15 protein-coding genes are annotated in these 15,265 nt (G+C 65.9%); 11 read left to right on the top strand and 4 right to left on the bottom strand.

Annotated elements, in window-relative coordinates:
• Window positions 1–42: 42 nt before the first annotated feature.
• From ACOZ4N_RS02980 to ACOZ4N_RS02960, 5 genes are all read left to right on the top strand, one after another.
• Window positions 43–1,197 carry an acyl-CoA dehydrogenase family protein gene (locus ACOZ4N_RS02980; RefSeq protein WP_424018456.1) on the top strand — a complete coding sequence of 385 codons (1,155 nt, stop codon included), beginning with the start codon at window positions 43–45 and terminating at the stop codon, window positions 1,195–1,197.
• Window positions 1,198–1,350: 153 nt separating this feature from the next.
• On the top strand, window positions 1,351–2,505 hold the full coding sequence (locus ACOZ4N_RS02975; RefSeq protein ID WP_424018455.1) for an acyl-CoA dehydrogenase family protein: 1,155 nt from the start codon (window positions 1,351–1,353) through the stop codon (window positions 2,503–2,505).
• A 96-nt stretch (window positions 2,506–2,601) separates the two neighbouring features.
• Window positions 2,602–3,756, top strand: coding sequence for an acyl-CoA dehydrogenase family protein (locus ACOZ4N_RS02970; RefSeq protein ID WP_424018454.1), 1,155 nt, complete (start codon window positions 2,602–2,604; stop codon window positions 3,754–3,756).
• A 239-nt stretch (window positions 3,757–3,995) separates the two neighbouring features.
• Entirely contained in the window at window positions 3,996–4,610 is a 615-nt protein-coding gene (gene cysE, locus ACOZ4N_RS02965; protein WP_424018453.1) for a serine O-acetyltransferase, read from the top strand.
• A gap of 37 nt (window positions 4,611–4,647) precedes the next feature.
• Window positions 4,648–5,259, top strand: coding sequence for a DNA-3-methyladenine glycosylase family protein (locus ACOZ4N_RS02960; RefSeq protein WP_424018452.1), 612 nt, complete (start codon window positions 4,648–4,650; stop codon window positions 5,257–5,259).
• Between the two features lie 38 nt (window positions 5,260–5,297).
• Here the strand turns inward: ACOZ4N_RS02960 and ACOZ4N_RS02955 are convergent, their stop codons facing one another.
• Entirely contained in the window at window positions 5,298–6,638 is a 1,341-nt protein-coding gene (locus ACOZ4N_RS02955) for a RimK/LysX family protein (RefSeq protein WP_424018451.1), read from the bottom strand.
• 122 nt (window positions 6,639–6,760) lie between these two features.
• On the opposite strand from ACOZ4N_RS02955, the gene ACOZ4N_RS02950 reads away from it, so the two are divergent.
• Window positions 6,761–7,771: a succinylglutamate desuccinylase/aspartoacylase family protein gene (locus ACOZ4N_RS02950; RefSeq protein WP_424018450.1), complete on the top strand. Its 1,011-nt coding sequence runs from the start codon at window positions 6,761–6,763 to the stop codon at window positions 7,769–7,771.
• Window positions 7,772–7,795: 24 nt separating this feature from the next.
• Here ACOZ4N_RS02950 and ACOZ4N_RS02945 read toward each other — a convergent pair whose 3' ends face one another.
• Window positions 7,796–8,398 (bottom strand): DUF6517 family protein, encoded by a 603-nt coding sequence (locus tag ACOZ4N_RS02945; protein WP_424018449.1) that lies wholly within the window; start codon window positions 8,396–8,398, stop codon window positions 7,796–7,798.
• Window positions 8,399–8,679: 281 nt separating this feature from the next.
• Here ACOZ4N_RS02945 and sdhC point away from each other — a divergent pair, with 281 nt between their 5' ends.
• The 4 genes from sdhC to ACOZ4N_RS02925 are packed head-to-tail and all read left to right on the top strand — an operon-like array spanning window position 8,680 to window position 12,199.
• A complete protein-coding gene (gene sdhC, locus ACOZ4N_RS02940; RefSeq protein WP_092660340.1) occupies window positions 8,680–9,072 on the top strand; it encodes a succinate dehydrogenase, cytochrome b556 subunit in 393 nt (130 codons plus the stop codon).
• A gap of 1 nt (window position 9,073) precedes the next feature.
• On the top strand, window positions 9,074–9,442 hold the full coding sequence (locus ACOZ4N_RS02935; protein ID WP_424018448.1) for a succinate dehydrogenase hydrophobic membrane anchor subunit: 369 nt from the start codon (window positions 9,074–9,076) through the stop codon (window positions 9,440–9,442).
• Entirely contained in the window at window positions 9,439–10,338 is a 900-nt protein-coding gene (locus ACOZ4N_RS02930; RefSeq protein WP_424018447.1) for a succinate dehydrogenase/fumarate reductase iron-sulfur subunit, read from the top strand. The genes ACOZ4N_RS02935 and ACOZ4N_RS02930 overlap by 4 nt, the downstream gene beginning before the upstream one ends.
• A gap of 31 nt (window positions 10,339–10,369) precedes the next feature.
• Complete coding sequence (locus tag ACOZ4N_RS02925; protein ID WP_424018446.1) at window positions 10,370–12,199, top strand: FAD-binding protein; 1,830 nt, start codon at window positions 10,370–10,372, stop codon at window positions 12,197–12,199.
• Window positions 12,200–12,408: 209 nt separating this feature from the next.
• Here ACOZ4N_RS02925 and ACOZ4N_RS02920 read toward each other — a convergent pair whose 3' ends face one another.
• Window positions 12,409–12,900, bottom strand: a complete 492-nt coding sequence (locus ACOZ4N_RS02920; RefSeq protein ID WP_424018445.1) for a cupin domain-containing protein — start codon at window positions 12,898–12,900, stop codon at window positions 12,409–12,411.
• A gap of 156 nt (window positions 12,901–13,056) precedes the next feature.
• Here ACOZ4N_RS02920 and ACOZ4N_RS02915 point away from each other — a divergent pair, with 156 nt between their 5' ends.
• On the top strand, window positions 13,057–14,574 hold the full coding sequence (locus ACOZ4N_RS02915; protein ID WP_424018444.1) for a BGTF surface domain-containing protein: 1,518 nt from the start codon (window positions 13,057–13,059) through the stop codon (window positions 14,572–14,574).
• Here ACOZ4N_RS02915 and ACOZ4N_RS02910 read toward each other — a convergent pair.
• Window positions 14,571–15,251 (bottom strand): SOS response-associated peptidase, encoded by a 681-nt coding sequence (locus ACOZ4N_RS02910; RefSeq protein WP_424018443.1) that lies wholly within the window; start codon window positions 15,249–15,251, stop codon window positions 14,571–14,573. The two genes, ACOZ4N_RS02915 and ACOZ4N_RS02910, sit on opposite strands and share 4 nt — an antisense overlap.
• Window positions 15,252–15,265: the final 14 nt, after the last annotated feature.

Below are 15,265 nucleotides of genomic sequence, written 5' to 3'. Positions count from 1 at the left end.
CGATCACAAACAATTATGTTCCATAAGTCCTCACGGTGGCGTATGGATTTTGAACTACCAGAGGGAATCGACCAGATCCGGAAGGAAATCCGCCGCTTCGGCGAGAACGAGATCGAGCCGGTAGCCAAAGAGTACGACCGCGACGAGAAGTACCCCCACGAGGTCATGGACAAGGCCAACGAGATGGGCCTGCTCGGTGCCTCCATCCCCGTCGAGTACGGCGGTGCCGGCTACTCCGTCCTCGAGACCTCGATCATCTGTGAGGAACTGTTCGCCATCGACCCGGGGATCGGCTTCTGTATCGTGGCGTCCTCCTTCGGGACCGAAGCGATCCAGGAGTTCGGGACCGAAGACCAGAAAGAGGAGTTCCTCGAACCCGTCGCGCGCGGTGAGAAGATCTCCGGTGCGGCCATCTCCGAGCCCCACGCCGGCTCCGACGTGTCCTCCATCTCGACCCGCGCCGAGAAGGACGGCGACGAGTACGTCATCAACGGCAACAAGATGTGGATCTCGAACGGGTCGATCGGCGACTTCTTCGTCGTCCTCTGTCAGACCGACCCCGACGCCGAGGGCCGCTACAACGGCTTCTCCCAGATCATCGTCGAGTCCGACCGCGACGGCTTCGAGGCCGACAAGATCAAGGGCAAGCTCGGCATCCGCGCCTCCGACACCGCGGAACTGATCTTCGACGACGTGCGCGTGCCCGAGGAGAACGTTGTCGGGACCGAAGGCATGGGCTTCCTCCAGCAGATGCAGTTCTTCGACGCCACCCGCGTCGGGGTCGCCGCACAGGGTGTCGGTCTCGCCAAGGGCGCGGCCGACCGCGCGCTCGAATACGCACAGGAGCGCGAGCAGTTCGGCCAGCCCATCTCCGAGTTCCAGGCCATCCAGCACAAGCTGGCAGAGGCCTACACGGACATCGAAGCCGCCCGCAACCTGACCTACAAGGGTGCCTGGGCAGTCGACCAGGGCGAGCAGATCACCAAGCTCGCCTCCATGGCCAAGGAGTACGCCTCCCGCGTGGCAGTGGACGTGGCCAACGAGGCCGTCCAGATCCACGGCGGCGCCGGCTACGTCGACGACTTCGACGCTGAGCGGTTCTACCGCGACGCCAAGATCCTCCAGATCTACGAGGGCACCACCGAGATCCAGAAGAACATCATCGCCCGCGAGCTGATGGGCAAGGGCCTCTCGTAAGCCGTCGCGAGTTCACAACACGGGGGGTGTGGTCGGGTTCTGATCCCGGCACCTGCGCCCTAAATTTTTCTCTGTCGGATTCTCGAAACAATCACCAGTCCGTGGTAAGGGGTTGCAAAGGAGTATTAATACTGTAACCCCATTTGGGGGTGTATGGACTTCGAGCTTCCCAGCGAGATCGACCAGATCCGGGACGAGATCCAGCGGTTCGGTGAGAACGAGATCAAACCAGTCGCGAACGAGTACGACCGCGAGGAGAAGTATCCCCAGGAGGTCATGGACAAGGCCGCCGAGATGGGGCTGATGGGGGCCCAGATTCCCGTCGAGTACGGCGGGGCCGGCTACTCGATGCTGGAAGCGGCGATCATCTCCGAGGAGATGTTCGCCATCGACCCCGGCATCGCGCTCTGTCTCCAGTCGGCGTCGTTCGGTGCCGACGCCATCATGGAGTTCGGAACGGAAGACCAGAAAGAGGAGTACCTCGAACCCATCGGCAAGGGCGAGGCCGTCATGGGTGCGGCCATCTCCGAGCCCCACGCCGGTTCGGACGTGTCCTCGATCTCGACGGAAGCCGAGAAGGACGGCGACGAGTACGTCATCAACGGCAACAAGATGTGGATCACCAACGGCTCGGTCGGCGACTTCTTCGTCGTCCTCTGTCAGACCGACCCCGACGCCGAGGGCCGCTACAACGGCTTCTCCCAGATCATCGTCGAGTCGGATCGCGACGGCTTCGAGGCCGACAAGATCACCGGCAAACTCGGCATCCGCGCCAGCGACACGGCCGAGTTGATCTTCGACGACGTGCGCGTGCCCGAGGAGAACCTGGTGGGCACGCCCGGTATGGGCTTCCTCCAGCAGATGCAGTTCTTCGACGACACCCGGACCGGTGTCGCGGCACAGGGTGTCGGTCTGGCCCGCGGTGCCGCCGAGCGCGCACTGGAGTACGCTCAGGAGCGCGAGCAGTTCGGTCAGCCCATCTCCGAGTTCCAGGCCATCCAGCACAAACTCGCCGAGATGTTCACCGACATCGAGGCCGCCCGCAACCTGACCTACAAGGCCGCCTGGTCGGTCGATCAGGACGAGCAGATCACCAAACTCGCCTCCATGGCCAAGGAGTACGCTTCCCGCGTGGCAGTGGACGTGGCCAACGAGGCCGTCCAGATCCACGGCGGCGCCGGCTACGTCGACGACTTCGACGTGGAGCGGTTCTACCGCGACGCCAAGATCCTCCAGATCTACGAGGGCACCACCGAGATCCAGAAGAACATCATCGGTCGCGAACTCCTCGGCAAGGGCCTCTCGTAAACCGACGGTTACCGACTCGCGCACTTGGTTAACACTGTTAACCACACCTCAGTTTTATTGTTCATTGGTAATTACAGAGCTAGTGGAGCGACACAAATGAACTTCGAGCTTTCGGACGAACTGCAGCAGATTCGCCAGGAGGTGCGCCGGTTCGGCGAGAACGAGATCGCGCCCGTCGCGAACGAGTACGACAAGGAAGAGAAATACCCACACGAGATCGTCGAGAAAGGGGCCGAGATGGGGCTGACCGGGACCAAGATTCCGGTCGAGTACGGCGGTGCCGGCTACTCGACGCTCGAGTCCATCGTCATCGCCGAGGAACTGTACGCCATCGACCCCGGCATCGCCGGGTCGGTCCTCGGGACAGCGTTCGGCTGTGAGGCCATCCAGGAGTTCGGGACCGAAGACCAGAAAGAGCGGTTCCTCCCGGACGTGGCCGCGGGCGAGAAGATCGCCGGCGCGGCGATTTCGGAACCCGACACCGGCTCGGACGTGTCCTCCGTGAGCACACGCGCGGAGAAAGACGGCGACGAGTGGGTGATCAACGGCAACAAGATGTGGATCACCAACGGCTCGGTCGGCGACTTCTTCGTCGTCCTCTGTCGGACCGACCCCGACGCCGAGGGCCGCTACAACGGCTTCTCCCAGATCATCGTCGAGTCCGACCGCGACGGCTTCGAGGCCGACAAGATCACCGGCAAACTCGGTATCCGCGCCTCCGACACCGCGGAACTGATCCTCGAGGACGTGCGCGTGCCCGAGGAGAACTTGGTGGGAACGGAAGGTATGGGTTTCCTCCAGCAGATGCAGTTCTTCGACGCCACGCGGACCGGCGTCGCCGCACAGGGCGTCGGCATCGCGAAGGGCGCGGCCAACGCCGCTCTCGAATACGCCCAGGAACGCGAGCAGTTCGGCCAACCGATCGGGGAATTCCAGGCCATCCAGCACAAACTCGCCGAGATGTTCACCGATATCGAGGCCGCCCGCAACCTCGTGTACAAGTCGGCCTGGTCGGTCGACAACAAGGAAGAACAGCTGACGACGCTGGCCTCCATGGCCAAGGAGTACGCCTCCCGGGTCGCCGTCGACGTGGCCAACGAGGCCGTCCAGGTCCACGGCGGGGCCGGCTACGTCGACGACTTCCCGGTCGAACGGTTCTATCGCGACGCCAAGATCACCCAGATCTACGAGGGCACCACCGAGATCCAGAAGAACATCATCGCCCGCGAACTCCTCGGCGAGGGTCTCTGAGTCCCGCGGAGCGCCCCTCGACCAGTAGCGCACCACGGCACGGCCCTGATCCGCACCCGTTCCGGACAGCATTTATACGTGGGCGGCGACGAATTACGATATCATGCGCGTCCAGCGAACGCAGGCGACCGGCTCGCTCGCGACCAGCCTCGCCGACCGGCGCGGCTGTTGCCGGTGCTGACTCCCTTCTCGATCCGCTGGACGTACCGGCACTCTCCCGTCTCACACCACAGATTACAATGTTCGACCGACTCGACGATATCAGGAAACACGTCACCGAAGACGTCCGCACAGCGCTCGCGAAAGACCCGGCGGCCAAGAGCGCGCTGGAGGTCGCCCTGCTGTACCCCGGCCTCCACGCCGTCTGGCTCTACCGCATCGCCCACACCCTCTGGACCGGCGACCACCGCCTGGCCGCCCGCGCGCTCTCCGAGGTCGCCCGCTTTTTCACCGGCGTGGAGATCCACCCGGCCGCGACCATCGGTCGCCGGCTGTTCATCGACCACGGCCAGGGCGTCGTGATCGGCGAGACCGCCGAGATCGGTGACGACGTGCTGATGTACCACGGCGTGACCCTCGGTGGCGACTCCATGCGCCGGGCCAAGCGCCACCCGACGGTCGAGGACTGTGCGACCCTCGGGGCGAACGCCACGCTACTCGGAGCGATTACCGTCGGCGAGGGCGCGACCGTCGGTGCCGGGTCCGTCCTCACCGAGGACGTGCCGGCCGGTGCGACGGCCAAGGGGGTCCCCGCAGAGGTGACCGAGCGGGCCGAGGACCGCGACGATGCAGACGACGCGCGGGACCCGATGGCCGACGCCGAGTCCGAACCCCACTGGCTGGCCGACTGTTGAGGAAACGTATTTTGCCGCGCGACCCCTGTGCCGGGACGTGACAGGTCCACACGACGAGCTGGCGACCGACGCGTATCTCGGGCCGCTGATCGAGAGCCACGGCCGCCTGACCATCGAACCGGCCGACGACTTCTTCCGGCGGTTCGTCACGTCGATCCTCCGCCAGCAGGTGTCGATGGCCTCGGCGGCCGCGACCCGGGAGCGCCTGTTCGACGCCGTCGACGTGACGCCCGCCGGGATTCGACAGGCCGACGACGAGGTCCTTCGGGACGCCGGCCTCTCCCGGCAGAAGACCCGCTACGTCAACAACGTCGCCTGGGCCTTCGAACAGCGGGGCTGGTCCCGGGAGTTCTTCGCGGGCATGGACGACGACGAAGTGCGTGCGGAACTGACCGACGTGACCGGCGTCGGGACGTGGACCGCGAACATGCAGTTGCTCTTCTCGCTCGGCCGCGAGGACGTGTTCCCCGTCGGCGATCTCGGCGTCCGCAAGGGGATGGAGACCCTCTTCGACGCCGACCTCACGCGGGCGGAGATGGTCGAGGAGGCCGACCGCTGGCGACCGTACCGGAGCTACGCGAGTCTCTACCTGTGGCGTATCGAGGAGGACATCGCCGAGAGCGTCGCGGAAGTCGTCGGCGAGGACTGAAAGACGGGGCGGTCGAGGGGTAGGATCGGCTTACCGGCTCACTCCTCGGTGTCGGTCTCGGTCGCGGCCCGGTCGGCGCGTCGGGTCACGTCGACGTGGTAGTGTTCGAGGATGTCCCGGCCCAGCAGGAGTGGATAGTCCATGTGACTGCGGTCCTCGACACTCGCGGTGACGGTGTGCTGGCTCCCGCCGACGCCGACCACGAGGTCGACCACGGGCCGCGAACGCCCCTCTTTGACGCTGCCCGACCGGATCTTCACGATGTCCTTGATCGGGCCGGTGCCGATGTCGGCGGCCAGCGACGCGTCGATACTGGTCCGGGTCGCGCCCGTGTCGGATTTCGCGTAGACGGTCTCGGCGCCGCGGGTTCCCCGGACGACGACTTCCTCGGTGTAGCCGATGACGACCGGATCGGTCGCGTCGGGGGCCTCGACCTCGGGCATGCAGTCCGGCCGGGAGTCGTCCAGCGTGGTCGCCAGGTCCGCGACCGCCTCGTCGTCGACGGCCCCGCCGGCCCGCTCGATAGCGAGTTTGGCGATGTGGGGTGCGGGACTGATTCCGGTCGCACCGAACAGCCCCTTGAACCCGGCGGTGGGGTTGACCTCCAGCACGTACCAGCCGTCCTCGCCCTCGATCACGTCGACGCCGGCGTAGTCGAGACCGACGGCATCGGTCGCGCGGCGAGCGATCTCGGCTACCCGGTCGGGGAGGTCGTCGGTCACGTCGGCGGTTTCCCCGCCCAGCGCGACGTTGGCCCGCCACTCCTCGCCCTGTGCGGTGCGGGACATCGCGGCGATCACGTCGTCGTCGACGACGTAGACCCGGAGGTCGCTGTGGCGGTCGTCGCTCGGGGCGAGAAACTCCTGGAGGAACGCCTGCCGCGGGCCGACCTGTGCGTTGACGGTGTTGCCAGCGTCGACTTTCCAGGCCCCGCCGCCGTGGGTGCCGATGGCTGTCTTGTAGACGGCGGTGTCGCCGAAGCGCTCGCGGTCGGCGTCGAGCCGGTCGTTCGACAGCGCCAGCAGGGCGTCGGGAACCGGGACCCCGGCCTCGGCGAGCGCGGTGGCTGTGGCGAACTTGTAGGTCGCGGTCAGCGTCGGTGCCGGCGGGTTGAGCATCGGGCGCAGGTTGGCGATGGTAGCGGCGAGTCCGAGGCCCTCGGCCGGCTGTTTCTGTTTCGAGAGCAGGAGGCGGTTGACGATCACGTCGGCGTCCGGTTCGAGCGTCGCGCGACCCTCGCGAACGTCGATTGCGGTGTTCTCGCCGCGGAGCCACTCGGCCTCGTACCCCAGCGCCGTGACGGCGTTACAGATGGCCTTCGACTCCTTGCTGGTGTGGGGGCTGAGAACACCGATAGTGGGGTCCGTCGCGTCGGTCATGGTGGAGGGTACACCCGACCGAACGTATGTGTGGTGATCGGTCGGCGAGCAGTCCACTGTAGTGAGTTTCCGGACTCGAACCGTGTGAACGGTTTTTGTACTTGCCTGCCTCACACGTTGCCATGGCCGAGGGGGTATTCACGTACAGTGGCGGTCGGGTCGAACCCGGCGAGACCGACGACATCCGGTTTCCGGTCAGCGAGACGTATCTCGGTGACCCGATCCGCATCCCGGTGACGATCATCAACGGGTCGAAACCGGGGCCGACCGTCTACCTCAGCGCGGCGGTCCACGGCGACGAACTCAACGGGATCGAGGTGGTCCGCGAGGTCGCCCAGGAGTGGGACCACGACGGTCTCGAGGGCACGCTCGTCTGTCTCCCCGTCCTGAACGTCCCGGGATTCATGGCCCAGCAGCGCTACCTCCCGATCTACGACCGCGACCTCAACCGCTCCTTTCCCGGCGCGGAAGACAGCACGAGCGCCCGTCGGATGGCGGCCTCGATCTTCTCCGAATTCGTCGAACCCTGCGACCTCGGTATCGACTTCCACACCTCCACTCGCGGCCGGACCAACATGCTCCACGTCCGGGCCGACACCGACGACCCGCAGGTCGCCCGCCTCGCCAAGGCCTTCGCCTCACACGTCATCATCTCAAGTGACGGCCCCTCCGGGTCGCTCCGCCGGGAGGCGACCGACGCCGGCGTCCCGACCATCACCGTCGAGATGGGCGAGGCCCACCGCTTCCAGCGGGACCTGATCGACCGCGCGCTCGACGGCGTGGTGAGCGTCCTCGCCGAGTACGGCCTCCGCCCGACCGACGCCGTCCGCTGGCCGGGCTGGCGGACCATCGTCGGCGATCAGGACGAGAAGACGTGGTTGCGAGCCAACGCCGGCGGCGTCGTCGAGATGCACCACACGCAGGGCGCGCTGGTCCACGAGGGCGACCGGATCTGCACCATCACGAACCCGTTCAAGGCCGAATCCGATACGGTCTGTGCGCCGTTCACCGGCGTCATCGTCGGCGTCCTCGAAAACCCCCTCGTGTACCCGGGGAACCCGCTCTGTCACCTCGTCCGACTCGACGCCGACACGCTCCGGGCGGTCGAACGGGAACAGCTTAACGCGGAGTGAAAGACGTGGCGGCGTCGAGCGCGATCAGCTATCAGTCCGGTGCGTGAGGCCGTTCAGGAGGGTGACGACGTTGTCCTCCTCGCCAGAGGCCCGCTCGGGGTAGATGGCGACGACACCGATGTAGTCGCTCCCGTGTTTGAACTTGCCGGCGTGGATGACGACGTCGACCTCCTGTCCGGCGAGGGTCGCGGTTCCCTCGAACTGTTTGATCGAGCGCTCGGTGCCCAGCGCCGAGACGTTCTGACTCCCGGTCTGGTTCCCGACGGAGATGCCCTCGTAGCCGGTGTTGAACCGGGTGAGGATATCCTTCTCGGACATCTTCGAGAGCGGGTTGAGCGTCTGGCCGGCGATCTCGATCTGCGGACTGGAGAAGGCGACGAACACGGCCGCGCGCTGTTCGCCGAACTGTTCCAGCCCGACCTGTCGTTCGTACTGGGCGAGCCAGTTGGTCACGACGACTTCCCGGGTCTGTCCGGCGGCGCTGAACTCCCGGGTGACGTTCTTGTCCGTGACGTTGGTTTCTTCGTAACCGGTGTCTTCGAGCGAGGCGTCGGAGACGGTCGCTTTCGAGGCGGTAAAGGAGAGTGACTCCGTTCCGAGGAGGAAGCCACATCCCGCCAAGGTCATCAGTCCCGCGACGGCCACTACTGCCAGTATTCGTCTACGCATGGTGTACCAGTCAATTAATGGAGATGAGGGGGACCAATATGCGTTTCGGCCGGGCGGGCCGGATGCGGTGTGTGGGAAAGCCACAGCCGCCCCCGGATCGGGGTGGACGAACGGGGGGAAACACGTCGTCGAACCGGACAGTCGGAACCGAACATGAGCGGGCCGTCGGGGGCTGAAAAGTGGGATCAGGAGGCGAGGTAGAAACTACTATACACCCCCAGTACCTGCCAACGAACGTTATGAGTCAGTCGTACGACCGGGGCACCATCGAGGACTTCGGCCGGTGGAAGGAGTTCTCGGCCGGCATGTGGGCCTGGATCTTCCACAAGTTCTCCGGCTGGGTGCTGATCGGGTACCTGTTTACACACATCGCGGTGTTGAGCACTGCGACCCAGAGTGGGACGATGTACACGCAGACGATTCGCGGGCTGGAATCGCTCGCCGTCGTCCGCGTCCTCGAGGTCGGCCTGCTCGCGGTCGCCGTGTTCCACATCCTCAACGGCGTCCGCTTGCTGTTCGTCGACCTCGGCGTCGGACTGGAGGCACAGGACAAGAGTTTCTACGCATCGCTCGTCGTCTCGGCGGCCATCGTCGTCGCGAGCGTGCCGACCTTCCTCGCGGGGGCGTTCTAAGATGGCCGAACACTACTCATCCTTCGAGTACAAAGGGACGCGGTGGTTCCTCCAGCGGATCACCGCCGTCTTCCTGATCGGCGTCCTCGCCTTTCACTTCATGCTGTTGCACTTCGTCAACCACGCCGCCGAAGTTACCTTCCTGGGGACCCAAGCGCGGATGCAACAGGTCGGCTACTTCGGCACGATGGTCGCGTTCCTCGTGACCGCGACCTTCCACGGCGTCAACGGCGTCTACAACGCCCTGGTCAACCAGGGACTCACCGGCACACGCAAGACCACCGTCAAGTGGGTCCTGATCGTCGCGAGCGGCGTGTTGATCGCCCAGGGCATCCGGACCGCACTCTACATGGCAGGGATCCTCGCATGAGTACTGAAGTCAAAGAGAAAGAGACCGAGACCGAGACAGAGGCAGAGACCGAACCGGCGGAGTCGCCCCACCAGACCCGCCGGATGGAGCAAAAGCGCCAGCGCGCGGCCCAGCGGGACCTCGAGGAGGAAGCCCGCGAGGAGGTCGACGAGTCCGAGGAGACCGTCGAGATCAAGGTCTTCCGCTTCGACCCCGAGGTCGCCGGCAAGGAAGAACCACGCTTCGACACCTTCCACGTCCCCTTCTTCAAGGGGATGACGGTGCTCGACGCGCTCATCTACGCCCGCGACCACTACGACTCCTCGCTCACCTTCCGACACTCCTGCCGGCAGGCGATCTGTGGCTCCGACGCACTGTTCGTCAACGGGACCCAGCGCCTGGGCTGTAAGACCCAGATCGCTGACCTCGAAGACCACCTCGACTCGACCATCCGCATCGAACCGCTCCCCCACGCGGAAGTCGTCAAGGATCTGGTCGTGGACATGCAGCACTTCTACGACCAGATGGAGGCCGTCGAGCCGTTCTTCGACGCCGACGAACTCCCCGACGGCGAACTCGAAGAACAGCGCCAGGACCGGGAGAACCGCGAGAAGATCAAGATGTCCACGCGCTGTATCTGGTGTGGCGCGTGCATGTCCTCGTGTAACATCGCGGCCGGCGACAACGAGTATCTCGGCCCGGCGGCCATCAACAAGGCCTACCGCTTCGCGATGGACGAGCGCGAGGGGGAGAACCGCAAGCAACAGCGGCTCAACATCATCGAGCAGGAGCACGGCGTCTGGCGCTGTCAGACCCAGTTCTCCTGTACCGAGGTGTGCCCGAAGGACATCCCGCTCACCGAGCACATTCAGGAACTCAAGCGTGAAGCAGTGAAGAACAACTTGAAGTTCTGGTAATCCCTAGCGAACACAACCGCATTTAAAAACTATGTACGAACACGACGTTCTGGTCATCGGCGGCGGCGGAGCCGGATTGCGCGCTGCCATCGCGGCGCACGAGGAAGGTGCCGACGTGGCCATCGTGACGAAGCTCCACCCCGTCCGGAGCCACACGGGCGCGGCGGAAGGCGGCATCAACGCCGCGCTCCGGGACGCCGACTCCTGGGAAGACCACGCCTACGACACGATGAAGGGGTCGGACTTCCTCGGCGACGCGCCGGCCATCGAGACCTTCGCGAAGAACGCCCCCGACGAGGTCATCAACCTCGAACACTGGGGGATGCCGTTCTCCCGCGAGGAGGACGGCCGCGTCTCCCAGCGCCCCTTCGGCGGTCTCTCCTTCCCGCGGACGACCTACGCGGGTGCCGAGACCGGCCACCACATGCTCCACACGATGTACGAGCAGGTGGTCAAGCGAGGCATCGAGGTGTACGACGAGTGGTACGTGAGCCGCCTCGCGGTCACCGATCACGACGATCCCGAGGATCGGGTCTGTCACGGCTGTGTCGCCTACGACATCAAGTCCGGCGAGATTGCCGGCTTCAAGGCTTCCGGTGGTGTGATCCTCGCCACCGGCGGTCTCGGACAGGCCTTCGACCACACCACCAACGCGGTGGCCAACACCGGCGACGGCCCCGCGATGGCGTATCGGGCCGGCGTCCCGGTCGAGGACATGGAGATGATCCAGTTCCACCCGACCACGCTCCCCTCCACGGGGGTCCTCATCTCCGAGGGTGTCCGTGGCGAGGGTGGCATCCTCTACAACGACGAGGGCGAGCGCCTGATGTTCGAGTACGGCTACGCCAACAACGAGGGCGAACTCGCCTCCCGTGACGTGGTCGCCCGCGCGGAACTCACCGAAGTCAACGAGGGCCGCGGGATCAACGACGAGTACGTCCACCTCGACATGCGCCACCTGGGCGAGGAGCGCATCCTCGACCGCCTGGAGAACATCCTCCACCTGGCCGAGGACTTCGAGGGCGTCGACGGCCTCGAAGAACCGATGCCGGTCAAGCCCGGCCAGCACTACGCGATGGGCGGCATCGAGGTCGACGAGAACGGCGAGACCTGTATCAACGGCCTCTACGCCGCCGGCGAGTGTGCCTGTGTCAGCATGCACGGCGCGAACCGCCTGGGCGGCAACGCCCTGCCGGAACTGCTCGTCTTCGGCGCGCGCGCCGGCTACCACGCCGGCGGCCGCGACCTTGGCGAAGCCCGGATCGACACCGGCCCCTCCGCCATGAGCGAGGAGGAAGACGTCGACACGCCGGTCTCGCCCGGTGCCGTCGACGCCGGCGACGAGGACATCGCCGCCGACGGCGCACTCGTGGAACCGTCGGAAGTCATCGACCACCACGTGACCGCCGAGGAACGGCGCGTCGAGGACCTGCTCGAAAAAGACGACGGCGTCAACCACGCCGAGGTCCGGGCCGACGTGCAGGAGACGATGACCCAGAACGTCAACGTGTTCCGCCGCGAGGACAACCTGAAGGAGGCGCTGGAGGACATCCGCGTCGCCCGCGAGCGCTACCAGGACGTGTACGTCCGTGACCCCTCGCGCACGTTCAACACCGACCTGATCCACACCATCGAGACGCGCAACATCATCGACGTGGCCGAGGCCATCACGCTCGGCGCGCTCGCGCGCGAGGAGTTCCGCGGTGCCCACTGGCGCGAACAGCACCAGGAACGCAAAGACGACGAGTGGATCAAGCACACGATGCTCGCCTGGAACGACGGCAACCCCAAACTCTACTACAAGCCCGTCGTCCTCGAAGGCGAGAACAAGACCTACGAGCCGAAGGAACGCTCCTACTGAACCCACTTTTTACACGAGGGGGTGCGCTGTGCGCACCCCCTCTCTGCTCACGGACGGCGAAGCCGTCCGTTCGCATGGTACGAGGGACCGAAGGTCCCTCACTAGTCCAAAAACTTAGGGAAAAAGGCGCGACTCGCGTGATACCCGCGAGTGACCGCAGGGAACGAGCGGATGCCAGACACCTATCTAACCATATCCGCCCGACGGAGCTACCCCTCCAGCCCGTGCCGTTCGAGTAGTTCCGGCACGCTCGCGGGGTCCATCTCCAGCCCGTACTTCTCGTTCAGTTCCTCCAGCTGGGCCACTTCCGCCTCGTTCGGAACGCCGTCCTCGGGCAACACCGCCGCCGTCTCCTCGAAGAAGCCGGCGAACTCTCCGGGCGCGATGATTTCGAGAAAACGGAGCGGCCCGGGACCGGGATTCCAGAAGGTGTGCCAGACGCCGCGTTCCTTGACCGCGAACTCGCCAGCCTCGGCGGTCGACACCTGATCGCCCTCCTGTATGCCCATCGTCCCCTCGACGATGTAGGAAATCTCGTCTTCGTGGCTGTGCCGATGCATCGGGGCGGCGAGTTTTCCCGGCTCGAGCGTGTGTTCGACGACCGCGATTCCGCTCTCGGTCTCGTCCGGTGTGACTTCGAGGACGGCACCGAGGTTCTTGTTCAAACCGGCGTCGACATCGTAGGGCTCTCGGTCAGGCATACCAGAGACGACACACCATACGTGTCGTTGACATGTCCATCGTGATAACTGTAGGGGGCGGACCGACTCGACCCACCGGTAAGCCACCGGCTTCCGGCGGGTCCCCGGCCGGAATCCGACGCGTAACAATGGCCGAGTCGACGGTAGCCCGACCGCATGCTACCGTGGGGGTCCCACAGCGAGACGCGGCGTACAGTGTCCCAGCAGGCGGCCGTCTCGGGGTTCGTCTTGCTGATCGCGGTCGTCGGACTCGCGGCTCTGACCGCACCCGCGCAGGCGTCGGCTCACACCGGCCCAGCGCCGGCGAACCAGAGCGACGGCCACGGCGGGGCCATCGGTGACACCGTCGAAATCGAGGTGAACGTCCCCGACGGAGCGACGGGCCGCTACTTCCTGGGATCGAGGGAGGTCGCGTATCTGACGGGCGTCGCGTTCACCGACGACGGGGACGGCGAGGTGACGCTCTCGGTCAACACCTATCTCGCCGGCGGGCATCTCGGTGCCGAGCGTCGCGCGTGGTCGGCCGAGAGCGGGCGCATCACCAACGTCACGCGCTACACCGAACCGCTCTCCGACCCACTGGAACCGACCGTCTACGACGCGAATCTGACCGTCGGCGGCACCGAGCGCGCGGTCACACCGGTCCCGCTCCGGGCCGCCTCGGTCCGTGCCGTGAGCGTCGGCACCGCGCCGGCGAGTGCGTTCGGTGACGAGCCAGCGGATATCGCGTCGACACCGACCGACCGGATCGCCGTCGGTGATACGCTCGTCACGACGGTGGGTGTCGATGGCGTGTTCGGGCTGCTGGCGAGCCAGCCAGGCGAGACGACGACGGCCAGGTTCCGCTCGCTGTTGGACTCAGACAACGCGTCCTTCGAGATCCGACCCGGGACGGTGGACGCCGACCTCGATCTCGACCGGAGTTTCGAGAACGACGCCTTCGACGTGTACGCAGACGCGGACGCTGGCAATCTCACGGTGGTCGCGGACACGTCGGCGCTCCGGTACGAGGGCGACGTGAACGAACTCGAAGCCGGCGAAGACTACACCGTCGTGTTCGTGATCGAGTCCGAGAGCGGACTCAGCATCGAGGAGGCCGCCCGGGCGGACGACTTCCGGGCCACCGACCGGACTGCGACGTTCGAGACGGGATCGAACGGGACCGTGCAGGTACCGTCGGTGCCTCGTGCCCGACTCGCCGGGACCACCACGGTTGCACCGGGAACCGAACTCGTCGTCGAGGCGCGAGCGGGCGGCGTCTTCCTGCGCCGGAACCGGACGCGAGTCGGAACGGGGGGCGCGTTCGCGACGCTTCTGAACCTGTCGGCGGTCGAACCCGGAACCGAGTTCGTCGCGCGGATCGACGATCTGGAGGTGGAAACTCCCGGTGTCGTGATCGACGCGACGGAACGCACCGCCGACACCGGCCAGGGGGTGACACCACAGCAAACCGAATTCGGAACACCCGACGTGATCCCCCGGGACGAACGGAAGCCACTGGCCGAGCGGCGTTCGGTCGCCGACGAGTCGGTCACGTCACCGACGGCAACGACTACGGCGAACCGACCGACGAACACGACCGACGAGTCCGGTCCGGGGTTGGGAATCCCGGCGGCGCTCGTGGCGCTGCTGGTCGTCACGGGACTGGCGCTCGGGCGGAGGCGGGTCGCCTAATCCGCGAACTCCCCGAGCCCCGACTGCTCGGACTCGTCGGGTTCGATGATCGACGGCGAGTCGTTGCTGGGGTCGTTGACGGCCGTCGAGACGGGATACGCGTCGAGGTCGTCGCCGGGGTACGGCCGGCACAGCGACTCGCGCTCGTCGGGTCCTGCGGTCAGCCAGGTCTCCTCCTCGTCGCGGGGCAGGATCACGGGCATCCGGTGGTGGATCGGTTCCACGACGTCGTTCGGTTCGGTCGTGAGGACCGTGACCGTATCGAGCGTCCCGGCGTCGGTCTCGCGGCGCTCCCAGAGGCCGGCCATGGCGAAGGCAACGGTCCCCTCGACGTGGAACCGGTAGGGCTGTTTCGGGCCGCGCTCGACGGGTTTCCAGTCGTAGAATCCCGAGGAGAGGACGAGACACGGGCGGGACTCCCAGGCGGCCTCGAAGGCGGGTTTCTCGGCGGCCGTCTCCGACCGGGCGTTGATGAACCCCTCGTCGTCGGCGTCGGCCCACTCCGGGAGCAAACCCCAGCGAAATCGGTCGATCCGGTCGGGGGCCTCGTTCGTGACGACTTCGACTGGTTCGGATGGCGCGACGTTGTACCGCGGCCGGTAATCGTCGGGGACAGTCGCGTCGAAGCGCTCGCGGAGTTCAGCCGCCGGCGCGAACAGGGAGGTGCGGCCACACATGGGTCGACTGTGGG

The organism is Halorientalis pallida (assembly GCF_049605515.1).
GTDB classification, from domain to species: domain Archaea; phylum Halobacteriota; class Halobacteria; order Halobacteriales; family Haloarculaceae; genus Halorientalis; species Halorientalis pallida_A.
The sequence above is the reverse complement of the archived record's forward strand: the minus strand, read 5'-3'. Positions and strand labels throughout refer to the sequence as shown.